The following is a 14,498-nucleotide window of genomic DNA, read 5'->3' on the forward strand; positions in this document are numbered from 1 at the left end:
AGCCCGGCCATGACGAACCGTCGTGCCTGGTCGACTAATGCGTCCCTTCCCGCAGCTTGAACCGCTGGATCTTGCCCGTCGCCGTTTTCGGCAGCGAGTCCACCACGTCGATCCAGCGCGGATATTTCCACGGGCCGATCTTCTGCTTGACGTGCTCCTTGAGCATCTCTTGCAACCCCGCCGTTGTCGCGCCGGGGCGCAGCACGACGAAGGCTTTTGGCTTCAACAGGCCTTCCGGATCGGCTTCCGGCACGACGGCCGCTTCCAGCACAGCGGGATGCGTGATCAGCGCGCTCTCGACCTCGAACGGCGAGACCCAGATGCCGGAGACCTTGAACATGTCGTCGGCGCGGCCGCAGAACGTGTAACGGCCCTCGCTGTCGCGGACATATTTGTCGCCGGTGCGGGTCCACGGTCCCTCGAAGGTGCGGCGGCTCTTGTGGCGCTGATTCCAATAGCCTTCGCCGGCGGAGGGCGCATCGACCAGCAATTCGCCGACCTCGCCGTCGGCGACGTCCTGCCCGGCTTCGTTGACGAGCCGGACCGCATAGCCCGGCACCGGCCTGCCGGACGAGCCGTATTTGATGTCGCCGGGGGCGTTCGAGAGAAAAATATGGAGCAGCTCGGTCGAGCCGACGCCGTCGAGAATGTCGACGCCGAAGCGTGCCTTCCAGCTGTGGCCGACGGATTCCGGCAGCGCCTCGCCGGCGGAGGTGCAGATGCGCAAGCTCTTGCCGCCACGCTCGGCCTTCATCGTCTCGTCGTTGAGCATCGCCGCGAACAAGGTCGGCACGCCGTAGAGGATCGAGGGGTTGTAGCGGTTCATCAGGTCGAACATGCGCGCCGGCGTGGGACGCTCGCTGTTGAGGATCACACTGGCGCCGACCGACATCGGGAAGGTCAGCGCATTGCCGAGCCCATAGGCGAAGAACAGCTTTGCGGCGGAGAGACACACATCGCTCTCGCGGATACCGAGCACCTGTTTGGCATAGGTGTCGGCGGTCGCCTGCAAATTGGAATGGATGTGGCGCACGCCCTTCGGCATGCCCGTTGACCCCGACGAGTAGAGCCAGAACGCCGGCTCGTCGGGATGCGTCGCGGCGGTGGTGAACTGATCACTCTCGCCGGCGAGCTCCTCGGCAAGTTGCTTGTGGCCGTTCTGCTTGGCGCCGGAGACCACGACATGCTCGAGGTCGGGCATGCGGCCGACGACGTCCCTGATGACGGGATAGAGCGCTTCGGAGACGAACAGCACGCGCGCACGGCAGTCGGCGAGGATGTAGGCGTATTGATCCGCGGTCAGCAGCGTGTTCAGTGGCACCGGCACGATGCCGGCGCGGATCGCGCCCAGGAACACGATCGGAAAGTCGACCGTATCCAGCATGATCATCGCGACACGCTCCTCGCGGCGGACGCCGAGCCGGCGCAGCATGTTCGCGGCGCACCGGGTCTGTTGCTGGAGTTCGCCATAAGTGAGCCGCGAGACGGTGTCGTCGAAGGCCAGCTTGCTACCCCGGCCCTCCCTGACGTTACGGTCGAGCAGCCAGGTCACCGCGTTGTAGGATCCCTCGCTCACGGACTTCTCCCCCGAATTTAGAATTATAATTCATAGAAAGACACCGCGGCGGCTTGCTGTCAATGCCAGCAGGCACTATGTTTCATTAAAATGCGCCGCAGGACAACCTTCAAGAAGACATCCCTTAAAGAAGGCTCATGACCGACAGTCCCGACGCCGAATCCCACTTCCTCGAACAGCTCGGCCAGCGCGTGCGCACCATGCGCGCGTTGCGCGGCATGTCGCGCAAGGTGCTCGCCAAGGTATCAGGAATCTCGGAGCGCTACATCGCGCAGCTCGAAAGCGGCAAGGGCAACGTCTCGATCGTGCTGCTGCGCCGCGTCTCCGACGCGATGGGCGCGCATCTCGAGGACCTGCTTCCCTCGGCCGAGCCGACGCCGGACTGGCAGATGTTTCGCGATCTCCTGCGCAAGGCGACGCCGGCGCAGATCGCGCAGGCCAAGGATCTGCTCGCCGGGGGCAGCGCCACCGCGCCGCGGCGCGCGCCGTTCTGCGGCATCGCGCTGATCGGCCTGCGCGGCGCCGGCAAGTCGACGCTCGGCAAGATCCTGGCGAAGAAGATCGGCTGGAGCTTCGTCGAGCTCAACAAGGAGGTCGAGCAGCAGAACGGGCTCTCGGTCGCCGAGATCATCGCGCTCTACGGCCAGGAGGGCTTTCGCCGCATGGAGCAGGCGGCGCTGCAGCAGCTGCTGGCGCGCAACGAGCTGATGGTGCTGGCGACCGGCGGCGGCATCGTCTCGGAGCCTTTGACCTTCGACCAGATCCTGACCTCGTTCTACACGATCTGGCTGAAGGCCGAGCCCGAGGAGCATATGGCCCGGGTCCGTCGCCAGGGCGACCTGCGTCCGATGGCGGACGATCGCTCTGCAATGGCGGAGCTGCGCAACATCCTGCTCAGCCGCGAGCCGCTGTATTCGCGCGCGACCGCCGTGGTGGACACTGCGGGCCTCTCCGTTGATGCGGCCGCCGCGCGGCTGATCGATGCGGTAAGGCCGGTGCTGCAGAACGAGGCCCGCAGCTTCGGGCTGCGCAGTGTGGCGCTGTAGGGCGATTGGATCTCGCTAGAGCTACACTCTCCGCTGTCGTCCCGGACAAGCGCGCCCCAAACGCGCGCAGATCCGGGACCCATACTCCCAGGGAGAAGTCGTTGCGCGAGCTGGCAACCACGAGTCTTCGCCAGACATCTCCCTGTGGCTATGGGTCCCGGACCGGCGCTCCGCTCTCGACAACGCGTTGCGTTGTCCAGAGCTGCGCTTGTCCGGGACGACAGCGGGGATTTTGCCCAACATCCCGCGACACGATATCAACGTCCATCAGCAAGCCTTGGGACCGACAATGACCTCTACCGACGTCACCTCCATATTCGAGCGGATCGGCGGCAGCGCCACGATCGACGCCCTCGTCGATCGCTTCTACGAGCGCATGGACACGCTGCCGGAGGCGAAGGTCATCCGCGCCATGCACGCGGACGACCTCGGCCTGATCAGGGACGTGCTGAAGCGTTATCTCACCGAATGGACCGGCGGCCCGCGCCTCTACACCCCCGAGAAGGGCCATCCGCGGCTGCGCCAGCGCCATTTCGGCTTTGCCATCGGCGATGCCGAGCGCGATGCGTGGATGCTCTGCATGCGCGGCGCGATGGAGGAGACGATCACAGATAGCACTGCGCGGCAGGAGCTCGACAAGGCGCTATCGGGGCTTGCCGACTGGATGCGCAACCGGCAGTGAGACGGAGGCAGCGCCTCAGCGCAATTCGAAGGCGCACCATGCACCCGTATCGCGTGATTTGAGTTCCGCGGCGATCGCCTGCTAAGCTCTGGACATGACCGACATCCTCCCCGACACCATCCGCCGCCTCTACACCGATCCCGGCGAGTACATCGACAGCGATCATCCCACCGTGCAGCACTTTGCGAACGACGCGGTGCGCGCGGATGCGAGTGCGCGCGAGAAGGCGAGCGTGCTCTACAAGGCGGTGCGCGACGGCATCCGCTATAACCCCTATGTCAGCATGCGCGTCGCCGAGACGTTTCGCGCCTCGAGCGTGCTTGCCGCGGGCCAGGGCTATTGCGTCGGCAAGGCCGCGCTCTACGCCGCCGCCTGCCGCGTCCACGGCATTCCCGCACGGGTCGGCTTTGCCGACGTGAAGAACCATCTCACCACCGAGAAGCTGCGCGCGAGCATGGGCACCGACATCTTCACCTGGCACGGCTTTACGGAGGTGCATGTCGATGGCGCCTGGCGCAAGGCGACGCCGACCTTCAACGACACGCTGTGCGCCAAGGTCGGCGTGGCGCCGCTCGATTTCGACGGTCACACCGACGCGCTGCTGCATCCCTTCGACGCCGAGGGCCGCGCCTACATGCAATACGTCAACGACCGCGGCACCTATCACGACGTCCCGGCCAAGTTCCTGATGCGCGAGATGGCGCGTGACTATGCCAACATGCAGGGCGAGGACCTTTCGGGCCGCGACATGGAGCGCGAGGCCGAGGCCCGGTAGCGCACGATGAGCGCGCCTCCCGACGCCGTGTCCGCACCGTTAGACGCGCAGCCAGGCCGACTTGCTAGACCGACCAATAATGCGGATGCGGGTAGGACCGCGAACGGTCACCCCAGTCGAACGCATCGCCATCGAACTCGCACGGGCCGCTGCTGAGTTCGTCCAAAGTCAACTCGATCTGGAACGCCTCGCGCCGCGGGTCGTATTTCAACGCGCTCCACTGCAGAGGGTAGTGATGATGGGTATCGAGCAGTCCGCCGGTCTTGATCACCGCATAGGCAACCATTCCGCTCATCTTGTCGAGCATCAGCCGTTCGATCGTGCCGAGCTTCGTACCGTCGCGGCCGTAAACGGCGACGCGCTCCACGCGATCACTGGGAACCATGGTATGATTCATGGCGTCCTCCCTGTTCTCTCATGCTTGCATTATAGCACCAGTTTCGAGACAGCGGGAATGGCTCTACTCTACAGGAGTTGCGACCGCAACGACGCCGCCCCCGCCTGCAGCAACGGCAGGAAGCGATCGATCAGCTCCTGCGCCGGCACGCGATCGACATGGGCGCCCATGTTGATGGCGGCGACGATCACGCCGTCGTAACGGCGGATTGGGACCGAGATCGAGCGGAAATGCGGTTCGGCCTCGCGGTCGACCAGGGAATAGCCTTGCGCGCGGTCGGCGGTGATGCGGGCGAGCAGCGCCTTCGGGTCCGTCACCGTCTGCGGCGTCAGCGCCTCCCGCGTCATCGCCTTCAGACGCGCGGCAAGGGCCGCATCGTCGAGCTGGCCGAGCATGGCGCGGCCGACCGAGGTGCAGAAGGAAGGCAGGCGGTAGCCAATCTCCAACCCGCCCGAGAACACCCGCGCCGGACTCCCCCGGGCAATGAACACGACGTCATCGCCGTCGAGCACGGCGAGCGATGAGATTTCCTGCGCGGCGGCCGCGATGCGATCGAGCACGGGCTGCAGCACCGCGACGAGCTGATTGGACCGCAAATAGGACGCTGCCAGCGTCAGCACGTGCGGCGTCAGCGAGAACAGCTTGCCGTCGCCGCTGACAAAGCCGCCGCGCTGAAGCGTGAACAGCATGCGCCGCGTCGTGGCGCGCGGCAGATCGGCGGCGCGGGCAAGATCGCTCAGCGTCATCGGGCCTGCATTCGTGCCGAAACATTGCAGCAGGCGCAGGCCGCGATCGAGCGCCTCGACGAAATCCGTCGCGCGCTCCTCGCTCTCGCTCCGCTTCAGCTTGGGCATGGGTGGGACAATCCTGCAAAATAGTGCTTGCTGCCGGTCCAAGGCATGTCATAATTCGCCCATTCGTTCAATAGGCGAACAAACGCCACTCCACAAGGATGCATGCGCCATGATGAGCCAGGAGCAGAACGACCTGATCACCCGCACCGGGCCGAAGGATCCGTGCGGCAGACTGATGCGGAGCTACTGGCAGCCGGCGGCGCTGGTGGACGAGCTGGAGGGCGCTCGCCCGATCCGTCCGGTCAAACTGCTCGGCGAGAACCTGGTGCTGTTCCGCGACGAGACGGGACGCTACGGCCTGATGGATCGCCACTGCGCCCATCGCGGCGCCGACCTCGCCTTCGGGCGGCTGGAGCATGGCGGCCTGCGCTGCGCCTTCCACGGCTGGCTGTTCGACGCGACCGGCCAATGCATCGAGACGCCGGCCGAGCCGAAAGACTCAAAGCTCTGCCAAAACATCCGCCAACGCTCCTATCCCGTGGTCGAGAAGAGCGGCATCCTTTGGGCCTATCTCGGCGAGGGCACCCCGCCCGCCTTCCCGGAGATCGACTGCTTCGTCGCGCCCGGCACGCACACCTTTGCATTCAAGGGCCACATGGCCTGCAACTGGCTCCAGGCGCTGGAGGTGGGCATCGATCCCGCGCACGCCTCCTACCTGCATCGCTTCTTCGAGGACGAGGACACCTCCACCGCCTACGGCAAGCAATTCCGTGGCGCCTCCGCCGGGTCCGATCTGCCGATGACGAAGATCCTGCGCGAGTACGACCGTCCGATCATCAATGTCGAGCACACCGAATACGGCCTCAGACTGATCGCGCTGCGCGAGATCGACGAGGAGCGCACCCACGTGCGCGTCACCAACCAGCTGTTCCCGCACGGCTTCGTCATCCCCATGAGCACGGAGATGACGATCACGCAATGGCACGTTCCGGTCGATGACCAGAACTGCTACTGGTACGCGATCTTCACCAGCTATTCGAACCCGGTCGACAAGCAGAAGATGCGCGACCAGCGGCTCGAGCTCTATGAGCTGCCCGATTACAAATCGCGCAAGAACAGAGCTAACGATTACGGCTTCGATCCACACGAGCAGCAGACCGCGACCTATACCGGCATGGGCACCGACATCAACGTCCACGACCAGTGGGCGGTGGAATCGATGGGCGCGATCCAGGACCGCACCAAGGAGCATCTCGGCTCGAGCGACAAGGCGATCGTGCAGTACCGCCGCCTGCTGCGGCAGGAGATCGAGAAGGTCTGCGGCGGCGAGAAGCCGATGCTGTTTCTGGACGAAGCCAATGCGCGCTCGATCCAGGGACCGGCGACCATGGACGGCATCGGGCCGACGCGGGGCTGGGAGACCTATTGGATGGAAGTCGACGTCAAGCGCCGCCGCGGCGCGCCCTGGACCGCCCCGGTGCCGAAGGAGATCGCTGATAACGTGCATAAGCTGACGGCGGCGGAATAGGAGTGACGGCCTATCCCCGTCATTGCGAGCGCAGCGAACCAATCCAGACTGCCTCTCAGGAGAGACCCTGGATTGCTTCGTCGCAAGAGCTCCTCGCAATGACGGAGAATGTGGCGCATGCTTCGCGCCTCACGACTGAAGGAGTACCAAAGTGACTTTCGTCGCGCGTCATGCGCTGTGGTCGGATGAGCAAACGGACGCCGCAGCGCGCATGCGCCGTCTCGTCGAGGAGAAGAATCTCGAGGTCATTCGCCTCGCCTTCCCCGACCAGCACGGCATCCTGCGCGGCAAGACCATCATCGCCACTGAAGCGATCGCCTCGCTGGAGAGCGGCTGCTCCATCACCACCACCATGCTCGCCAAGGACACCTCGCACCGCACGGTATTTCCCGTGTTCACCGCGGGCGGCGGTTTCGGCATGAAGGAGATGGAGGGCGCGGCCGACGTGCTGATGGTCGCCGACCCCACCACGTTTCGCGTCTTGCCATGGGCGCCGGCGACGGGCTGGGTGCTGTGCGACCTCTATTTTGCCGACGGCCGCCCGGTGCCGTTCGCGACGCGCTCGCTCTACCGCAAGGTGCTCGACGAGCTCGCCGGCCGCGGCCACGATTTCGTCGCCGGCCTCGAGGTCGAATTCCACATCTTTGGGCTCGACGACGCGCATATGCGGCCCGAGGATGCCGGCCAGCCCGGCACGCCGCCGTCGGTGAGCCTGCTCAGCCACGGCTATCAATACCTCACCGAGCAGCGCTTCGACCAGATGGAGCCGGTGCTGGAGATCCTCCGCCGCGACATCGTCGCGCTCGGGTTGCCGCTGCGCTCGGTCGAGGTCGAGTTCGGGCCGAGCCAGTGCGAATTCACCTTCGCGCCGCGGAAGGGGCTGGAGCCCGCCGACAACATGGTGCTGTTCCGCTCCGCGGTGAAGCAGATCGCGCGCCGCCACGGTTATCACGCCACCTTCATGTGCCGGCCGAAGCTGCCGAACGTGTTCGCGAGCGGCTGGCATCTGCATCAGTCGATCGTCTCGCGCGCGAGCGGCGAGAACCAGTTCATGGCGAAGGACGGCGGCGAACCGTTCAGCGCGTTCGGCAAGGCCTACCTCGCCGGCCTGCTCGACCACGCCCGCGCCTCGACATTGTTCACCACGCCGACCATCAACGGCTACAAGCGCTACCGCTCCTATTCGCTGGCGCCGGACCGCGCGATCTGGGGCCGCGACAATCGCGGCGTGATGATCCGCGTGCTCGGCGGCGCGGGTGATGCCGCAACGCGCCTGGAGAACCGCATCGGCGAGCCCGCCGCCAATCCCTATCTCTACATGGCCTCTCAGATTCTCTCCGGCCTCGACGGTGTCGACCGCAAGCTCGATCCCGGCCCCTCCGCCGACACGCCCTACGAGACCAAGGCGCCGCTGCTGCCGAAGAGCTTGCGCGATGCCGTCGCCGCGCTGAAGGACGATCCGTTCTTCCGCGAGAAGCTCGGGGCGGAATTCGTCGACTATTACACCCACATCAAGAACGCCGAGATCGACCGCTTCCTGTCCGAAGTGACCGACTGGGAGCACCGCGAGTATTTCGAGGTGTTTTGAGCTGTATCGCCCCAGGGAGTCGTTGGAGAGGGACACCGCTCTCTCCACCGTCATTGCGAGCGCAGCGAAGCAATCCAGAGATGTTTCCGCAGAGGCAGCCTGGATTGCTTCGTCGCTCCTCGCAATGACGAGTGTGCGGCGCGGGCTCTTTGCCCCTCACGCGGCCTCAAATCCCCAGATACTTGTGCTGCAGATCCGGCTCGGCCATCAGCTCGTCGGAGCTGCCGCTCCACACCGTCTTGCCGCGCTCGATGATGTAATGGCGATCGCAGATGCGGGCGAGATGGTCGACGTTCTTGTCGACGACCAGGATCGACTGCCCCCGGCTCTTGAGCAGCGACAGACAGTGCCAGATTTCTTCGCGGATCAGCGGCGCGAGGCCCTCGGTCGCTTCGTCCAGAATCAGCAGCTTCGGATTGGTCATCAGCGCACGACCGATCGCGAGCATCTGCTGCTCGCCGCCGGAGAGCTGGTTGCCCATATTGGCCGCGCGTTCGGCGAGACGCGGGAACAGCACGTAGATCGCCGCCAGCGTCCAGGGATTGGGGCTGCCGAAGCGATCGGCGGCGGCCGCGACCAGGTTTTCGCGCACGGTCAGGTTCGGAAAGATCTGGCGTCCCTCGGGAACGAGACCGACGCCGAGTTTTGCAATTCTGTAGGACGGCAGCTGCCTGACCTCGGCGCCGGCAAAACGGATCGCGCCTGCGCGGGCCGGCGTCAGGCCCATGATCGAGCGGATCGTGGTGGTCTTGCCCATGCCGTTGCGGCCCATCAGCGAGACCATCTCGCCCGGCTTGATCGACAGCGACAGGCCGAACAGCACCTGGGAGAGGCCGTAGCAGGTCTCGATGCCGTCGACGTCGAGCAGCGTGTCAGCCATGATGCGTCACCACATGCTGGTCGCCGAGATAGGCGCGCTTGACGTCCTCGTTGGCCCGGATTGCGGCGGGATCGCCGGAGGCGATGACGCGGCCATAGACCAGCACCGAGATGCGGTCGGCGAGCGCGAACACCGCCGGCATGTCGTGCTCGACCAGCACGATCGAGACCTCTTTCCGCAGCTCCTGGAGCAGCTTCACCATGCCCTGGGATTCGGTGACGCCGAGGCCGGCCATGGGCTCGTCGAGCAGCAGCAGTTTCGGCTTGCTGGCGAGCGCGACCGCAAGCTCGATCTGGCGCCGCTCGCCATGGCTCAGCTTCGACACCAGCACATCGGCGCGATGGGCGAGACCGACGCGGTCGAGCGCGGCATGCGCGGCATCGCGCAAGGGTCGCTCTTTGCGCGCATTGGCGAAGAAGCGGAACGAGGTGCCGGCATGCGCCTGCGCCGCCAGCGCGACGTTGTCCGCAGCGGTGAAATCGAGCAGCAGCGAGGTGATCTGGAACGAACGCGCGAGACCGAGCGCACAGCGGCGATAGGCCGGTAAGTATGTGATGTCGCGCCCCGCCAGCGAGACGCTGCCGGAATGCGGCGCGAGATGCCCGGTGAGCTGGCTGATCAGCGTGGTCTTGCCGGCACCGTTCGGGCCGATGATGGCGTGCAGCTCGCCGGCCGCGACGTCGAGCGAGACATTGTCGGTGGCGATGATGCCGCCGAAGCGGCGCACCAGCTTTTCGACGCGAAGCAGAGGTTCAGCCACGGCCGACCCTCCCGAGCATGCCCATGATGCCGCCGCGCCCGAACAGCACGATCAGCAGCAGCAGCGGGCCCATGATCAGCGCCCAATATTCGGTGATCTGCGACAGGAATTCTTCCAGCAGAAGATACACCACCGCGCCCATGATCGGGCCGAACAGCGTGCCCATGCCCCCTAAGATCACCATCACCATGAGGTCGCCGGAGCGGGTCCAGTACATCACCGCCGGGCTGACGAAGTCGGTGTTGTTGGCGAGCAGCGCGCCGGCAAGGCCGCACATGGTGCCTGAGATGACGAAGCAGACCAGTTGGTAGCGCTTGGCGGGAAAGCCGATCGCCTGCATGCGCTGCTCGTTGGAGCGCAGCCCCTGCACGACGAGGCCGAAGCGCGAATTGACGATGCGCCAGATCAGGAAGATCACGCCGAGCAGGCAGGCAAGGCAGAGATAATAGAACTGCGTGCGGTTCGAGAGGTTGATCAGCCCGGAGAAGTCGCTGCGCTTGTAGACGGTGAGGCCGTCGTCGCCGCCGTAACGCGCAAGGCCCGAGGCGACGTAGTAGGCCATCTGGGCGAAGGCGAGCGTGATCATGATGAAATAGACGCCGCGGGTGCGAAGTGAGAGCGCGCCGATCACCAGCGCGTAGATCGCGGAGGCCGCGAGCGCGACCGGAAACTGGATGAAGCCGGAGCCGACGCCTTCCTGCGCCAGCATGCCGACGGCATAGCCGCCGATGCCGAGATAGGCGGCATGGCCGAAGCTCATCATGCCGCCAAAGCCCATGATGAGGTTGAGGCTCGCCGCCGCCAGCGCCAGGATGATGATGCGGGTGAACAGCGTCAGGATGAAGACGTTGCCGGACGCTTGCGAATAGAGCGGCAGCAGCACGAGGCCCGCCAGCATCAGGGCCGTGACGGCCTTGCTCACAGTCAAATTCTTCATCGACGGTTGGCCGGAAACAGCCCCTCCGGCCGCACCACCAGCACGATCGCCATCAACAGGTAGATCAGCATGGAGGACAGCGCGGGCGCGGCGGTGGAGGCGGCGGCGCCGCTCAAGACCTGCCGGAGCAGATTGGGCAGAAAGGCGCGGCCGAGCGTGTCGATCATGCCGACGAAGATCGCGGCGAGGAACGCGCCGCGGATCGAGCCGATGCCGCCGATCACGATGATGACGAAAGCGAGGATCAGGATGTTCTCGCCCATGCCGATCTGCACGGTGAGGATCGGCGCCTGCATCAGCCCGGCCAAGCCTGCGAGCGCCGCACCTAAGCCGAACACCAGCGTGTAGAGCAGCTTGATGTTGATGCCGAGCGCGCCGATCATCTCGCGGTTGGAGGCCCCTGCCCGGATCAGCATGCCGATGCGGGTTCGCATCACGCCGAGATAGAGCAGGAGCGCCACCAACAGCGCCACGATGATGATGGCGAGGCGATAGGCGGGATAGTGAATGCCGGGCAGGATCGGCACCGGCACGGTGAGCCAGGCCGGCAGCGGCAACGCGAGGCCGGCGGGGCCCCAGATCAGCCGCACGGCTTCGTTGAAGAACAGGATCAGGCCGAAGGTCGCGAGCACGTGGTCGAGATGGTCGCGGCCATAGAGATGCCGCAGCGCACTCATCTCGAGCACGATGCCGAGCACCAGCGTCGCGCCGAGCGCCATCAGCGCACCGAGCAGGAAGCTGCCGGTCCACGCCGCGAAGGTCGCGGCGAAATAGGCGCCCATCATGTAGAGCGAGCCGTGCGCGAGGTTGACGAGATCCATGATCCCGAACACCAGCGTCAGACCGGCGGCGAGCAGGAACAGCAGCAGGCCGAACTGCAATCCGTTCAAGAACTGTTCGACGACGAGCAGCATCAAGACTCTTTCAGGCGCACGCAGCGTCGCGCCGATGTTCGAACGATGTCGCCATCAGTGAAAGAGCTCCCCCTGCCTCTTCAAGGCCGAAAAATGGGTAATGGCAGTATCGTTCCGAGGCAAGAGCGATTCGACACCAAACATGCACTTTGTTGCATCCCGGCGCGCCGCAAAATCCGCCCGGCCAGAACCAAAACGCCTTGCCAAAGCGCTTGCAAGAAAGCTGCCGTGCAGGCTGGGGCAACCTGCCGCAGGACGTCATGCCCGGGCTTGTCCCGCCTGCGCGGCCGAAGCCGCTTCTGCGAGGCGAAGGCCCGGGCATCCACGTTCTTCGTGCCATGTGGCTGGACGTGGATGGCCGGGACATAGGCGAGCGAAAGCGACACCGTCCTTCGGACGGCTATGCCCGGCCATGACGCCGTGGAGCCTTTAGCGGCCAATCTCTTGGGTCCACATGCAATCATCCTCCCCTCGGCTTGTTGTCCGAGGAGAGGATGCGGACTTCGTCGAAATGTAAAGGCGGATGCGTCTAGTGCGACGTCATCTGCTGGGGAAGGTCATCCGGTTCGGCGAGCACGCTGTTGGCCGTCGAGGCCTCCAGCGCCGCCATCCGGAACAGATAGGCGAGCGTCGCCAATCCGGTGTCCTCCGCCATCTGCGCCAGCTCGAGCGCCATGTCGGACATGTAGCCGAGAGTTTCGTCCCTGGTCTGCGCCATGATCTGGCTGTCCCGCATCATGTTCGACATCTCAGGCACTCTTTCGTTGCGCGGCGGCCGTGCCGCAAAGGTTGGCACGGGCGATACAGTCGATCAGCGGACCGTCCTGCTGGACCACGTTCGTCATCCCGATACGGTCACGCACGACATCGAGCGACTCCTGACGGACCTCGATCGTTGCCGCCATGGTCCAGGAATTTTCCACCAGGGCGGGCAGTCCCAGCGGCGTGACGACGAAACCGATGTCGTGGAACCGCGGCAACCACCAGGTCTCCATGACGAGACAAAGTCGCTCGATGCCTTGCTCGAGGCAGAACTCCTGCGCGGCCGCCATCAATTGCAGATTGAATGCGCCGTCGCGGCGCTCGCGCGAGACGAAGAAGCGCGACCATTCCCAGACCAGCGGATCCGACGGACAACCGCGCACCGCCGCGAGGTGCGGGAACACTTCGCTCATCATCGTCGGCTTGGTGGTCGGATACAGGCGGGAGCCGCCGAGCACCCGGCGGTTTTCCAGTGCCAGCAGGTAGATCGCGTCGTCATTGTCGTAGGTATCGATCTCGCGTCCATCAGGCTTGCGCAACGCCTCCCATTTCCGCTCCTCGACAAAGATCTCGTGGCGGACCCGGAAATGCTGTTCGAGGACGTCCTCGTAGAGGTGCCGATTGACGGCAGAAATCACGTGAATCATGAACTCCCCCATGGCTCGCAATACAGGGAAGCCTCAGCGAAAACGGCCGAGCCGACTATTGGGAAATTTCCCAGTAGGCGAATATTTCAGAGATTGATGATTCTGTGGCGGATCGCGATCGCGACCGCATGCGTCCGGTTGACGGCACCGAGCTTGCGCGCGGCAGTTGCAAGATGCTCTTCTGCGGTGCGTTGCGTGATGTGCAGGATCTCGCCGATCTCCCAGGCGGACTTGCCTTGCGAAGCCCAGGCCAGCACCTCGCGCTCGCGGGGGGTGAGGCGCATCGACGGATGCGGCGCCGGATCGAGCAGACGGCGGATGTGATCGAAGCCGTACATCCCGATCAGGTGCAGCGCCGGCTTGCTGCGTGCATTGAGATCGAGGTGGACGCCGCCGAGCGAGACGCCGGCCTCGTAGCCGGTCAAGCCGTGGATCGGCACGACGAAACCGCGCGACATGCGGAAATCGGCAGCGCGCCGCATCACCTCCACCGCACCCGGCTCCAGTTCCGGATCGTACGGCGCTTCAGACCACTCGAATGGGTTCACCGTCTGCCGGCATTTGCGGATCACGGGATCGACGCGGTCGTAGCTCTTTTGGGTATAGAGGCTGAACCACTCCGCCGGCCATTTCTTGGCGAGCACCATCTGGGAAAAGCGCTGCTCGGGATTCGGCAAGCCCGTCACGATGATATGTTCGAAGCCATACCGGCCGAACGCGGTTGCAAGCGCGTCCATGGCGTCCGGAACCTTGGTATAGGCTCCGAGCCCTTCGATGAAGTCGAGCGCCTCGCGGCCATAATCAACGCCATCAACGGCGGACATCAGTGCGTTTCCTGACCTTCGCTCTCGCATATAGCACGTATTTGGGGACTGCCTCAATTCGCTGCTTCCCGTAGTTTGCCGGTGTTCCCGTCTGCTTCGAAGATTTAAACTACTTGTGGCAGAATTGGTGTCACGATACACCTGAACGCGTCCGAAGCGGGAAAACCACGATGGAAGACGAGGACATCGCCCTCAACAGCGTGCTCGGCCTGGAATTGAATCGCGTGTTTTTCGCCGTCCGCGAAACGGCAAACAAGCAGAAGATCATCGAGTTCGCGCGCGAGGTGCTGCAAAGCGAGCGTGCGGAGCTGGCCGACAACATCTCGCCCGAGGGACCGGCGAGCTAGAGCGCAGTTGCGGTCAACGACAATGCGACAGACCGCGCGCC

At 64.6% G+C, this 14,498-nt stretch carries 16 protein-coding genes; 6 read left to right on the plus strand and 10 right to left on the minus strand.

All coding sequences use genetic code 11. The annotated features are described in order from the left end of the window. Positions 1 to 34 precede the first annotated feature (34 nt). Positions 35 to 1,576, minus strand: a complete 1,542-nt coding sequence (locus XH84_RS18030; protein WP_128922928.1) for a benzoate-CoA ligase family protein — start codon at positions 1,574 to 1,576, stop codon at positions 35 to 37. 137 nt (positions 1,577 to 1,713) lie between these two features. Here XH84_RS18030 and XH84_RS18035 point away from each other — a divergent pair, with 137 nt between their 5' ends. The 3 genes from XH84_RS18035 to XH84_RS18045 all read left to right on the plus strand — a co-directional run bounded on the left by XH84_RS18035 (position 1,714) and on the right by XH84_RS18045 (position 4,079). Continuing rightward, positions 1,714 to 2,622, plus strand: coding sequence for a helix-turn-helix transcriptional regulator (locus XH84_RS18035; protein ID WP_128922927.1), 909 nt, complete (start codon positions 1,714 to 1,716; stop codon positions 2,620 to 2,622). 289 nt (positions 2,623 to 2,911) lie between these two features. Then, positions 2,912 to 3,304 (plus strand): group II truncated hemoglobin, encoded by a 393-nt coding sequence (locus tag XH84_RS18040; protein ID WP_128922926.1) that lies wholly within the window; start codon positions 2,912 to 2,914, stop codon positions 3,302 to 3,304. 94 nt (positions 3,305 to 3,398) lie between these two features. Further along, complete coding sequence (locus tag XH84_RS18045) at positions 3,399 to 4,079, plus strand: transglutaminase-like domain-containing protein (RefSeq protein WP_128922925.1); 681 nt, start codon at positions 3,399 to 3,401, stop codon at positions 4,077 to 4,079. A gap of 64 nt (positions 4,080 to 4,143) precedes the next feature. Here XH84_RS18045 and XH84_RS18050 read toward each other — a convergent pair whose 3' ends face one another. Both XH84_RS18050 and XH84_RS18055 read right to left on the minus strand, forming a co-directional pair. Next, entirely contained in the window at positions 4,144 to 4,476 is a 333-nt protein-coding gene (locus XH84_RS18050; protein ID WP_128922924.1) for a PRC-barrel domain-containing protein, read from the minus strand. Between the two features lie 68 nt (positions 4,477 to 4,544). Beyond that, positions 4,545 to 5,330 carry an IclR family transcriptional regulator domain-containing protein gene (locus XH84_RS18055; protein WP_128922923.1) on the minus strand — a complete coding sequence of 262 codons (786 nt, stop codon included), beginning with the start codon at positions 5,328 to 5,330 and terminating at the stop codon, positions 4,545 to 4,547. A gap of 109 nt (positions 5,331 to 5,439) precedes the next feature. On the opposite strand from XH84_RS18055, the gene XH84_RS18060 reads away from it, so the two are divergent. Together XH84_RS18060 and XH84_RS18065 are read left to right on the plus strand one after the other, a co-directional pair. After that, complete coding sequence (locus XH84_RS18060) at positions 5,440 to 6,798, plus strand: aromatic ring-hydroxylating dioxygenase subunit alpha (RefSeq protein WP_128922922.1); 1,359 nt, start codon at positions 5,440 to 5,442, stop codon at positions 6,796 to 6,798. Positions 6,799 to 6,949: 151 nt separating this feature from the next. Beyond that, entirely contained in the window at positions 6,950 to 8,386 is a 1,437-nt protein-coding gene (locus XH84_RS18065; RefSeq protein ID WP_128922921.1) for a glutamine synthetase family protein, read from the plus strand. A 166-nt stretch (positions 8,387 to 8,552) separates the two neighbouring features. Here XH84_RS18065 and XH84_RS18070 read toward each other — a convergent pair whose 3' ends face one another. The 7 genes from XH84_RS18070 to XH84_RS18105 form a co-directional block, all read right to left on the minus strand. Beyond that, positions 8,553 to 9,266 (minus strand): ABC transporter ATP-binding protein, encoded by a 714-nt coding sequence (locus XH84_RS18070; protein ID WP_128922920.1) that lies wholly within the window; start codon positions 9,264 to 9,266, stop codon positions 8,553 to 8,555. Continuing rightward, positions 9,259 to 10,026 (minus strand): ABC transporter ATP-binding protein, encoded by a 768-nt coding sequence (locus tag XH84_RS18075; protein ID WP_128922919.1) that lies wholly within the window; start codon positions 10,024 to 10,026, stop codon positions 9,259 to 9,261. The genes XH84_RS18070 and XH84_RS18075 overlap by 8 nt, the downstream gene beginning before the upstream one ends. Then, on the minus strand, positions 10,019 to 10,963 hold the full coding sequence (locus XH84_RS18080) for a branched-chain amino acid ABC transporter permease (RefSeq protein ID WP_128922918.1): 945 nt from the start codon (positions 10,961 to 10,963) through the stop codon (positions 10,019 to 10,021). Before XH84_RS18080 ends, XH84_RS18075 begins: the two co-directional genes overlap by 8 nt. Then, entirely contained in the window at positions 10,960 to 11,877 is a 918-nt protein-coding gene (locus tag XH84_RS18085; RefSeq protein ID WP_018316878.1) for a branched-chain amino acid ABC transporter permease, read from the minus strand. The genes XH84_RS18080 and XH84_RS18085 overlap by 4 nt, the downstream gene beginning before the upstream one ends. 529 nt (positions 11,878 to 12,406) lie before the next feature. Next, complete coding sequence (locus XH84_RS18095; protein WP_128922916.1) at positions 12,407 to 12,625, minus strand: hypothetical protein; 219 nt, start codon at positions 12,623 to 12,625, stop codon at positions 12,407 to 12,409. A 1-nt stretch (position 12,626) separates the two neighbouring features. After that, positions 12,627 to 13,286: an acyl-homoserine-lactone synthase gene (locus XH84_RS18100; protein ID WP_164936686.1), complete on the minus strand. Its 660-nt coding sequence runs from the start codon at positions 13,284 to 13,286 to the stop codon at positions 12,627 to 12,629. Between the two features lie 86 nt (positions 13,287 to 13,372). Beyond that, complete coding sequence (locus tag XH84_RS18105; protein WP_128922914.1) at positions 13,373 to 14,110, minus strand: helix-turn-helix transcriptional regulator; 738 nt, start codon at positions 14,108 to 14,110, stop codon at positions 13,373 to 13,375. A 170-nt stretch (positions 14,111 to 14,280) separates the two neighbouring features. Here XH84_RS18105 and XH84_RS18110 point away from each other — a divergent pair, with 170 nt between their 5' ends. Continuing rightward, positions 14,281 to 14,457, plus strand: a complete 177-nt coding sequence (locus XH84_RS18110) for a hypothetical protein (RefSeq protein WP_128922913.1) — start codon at positions 14,281 to 14,283, stop codon at positions 14,455 to 14,457. Positions 14,458 to 14,498 lie beyond the last annotated feature (41 nt).

Source organism: Bradyrhizobium nanningense, assembly GCF_004114535.1.
GTDB lineage: Bacteria > Pseudomonadota > Alphaproteobacteria > Rhizobiales > Xanthobacteraceae > Bradyrhizobium > Bradyrhizobium nanningense.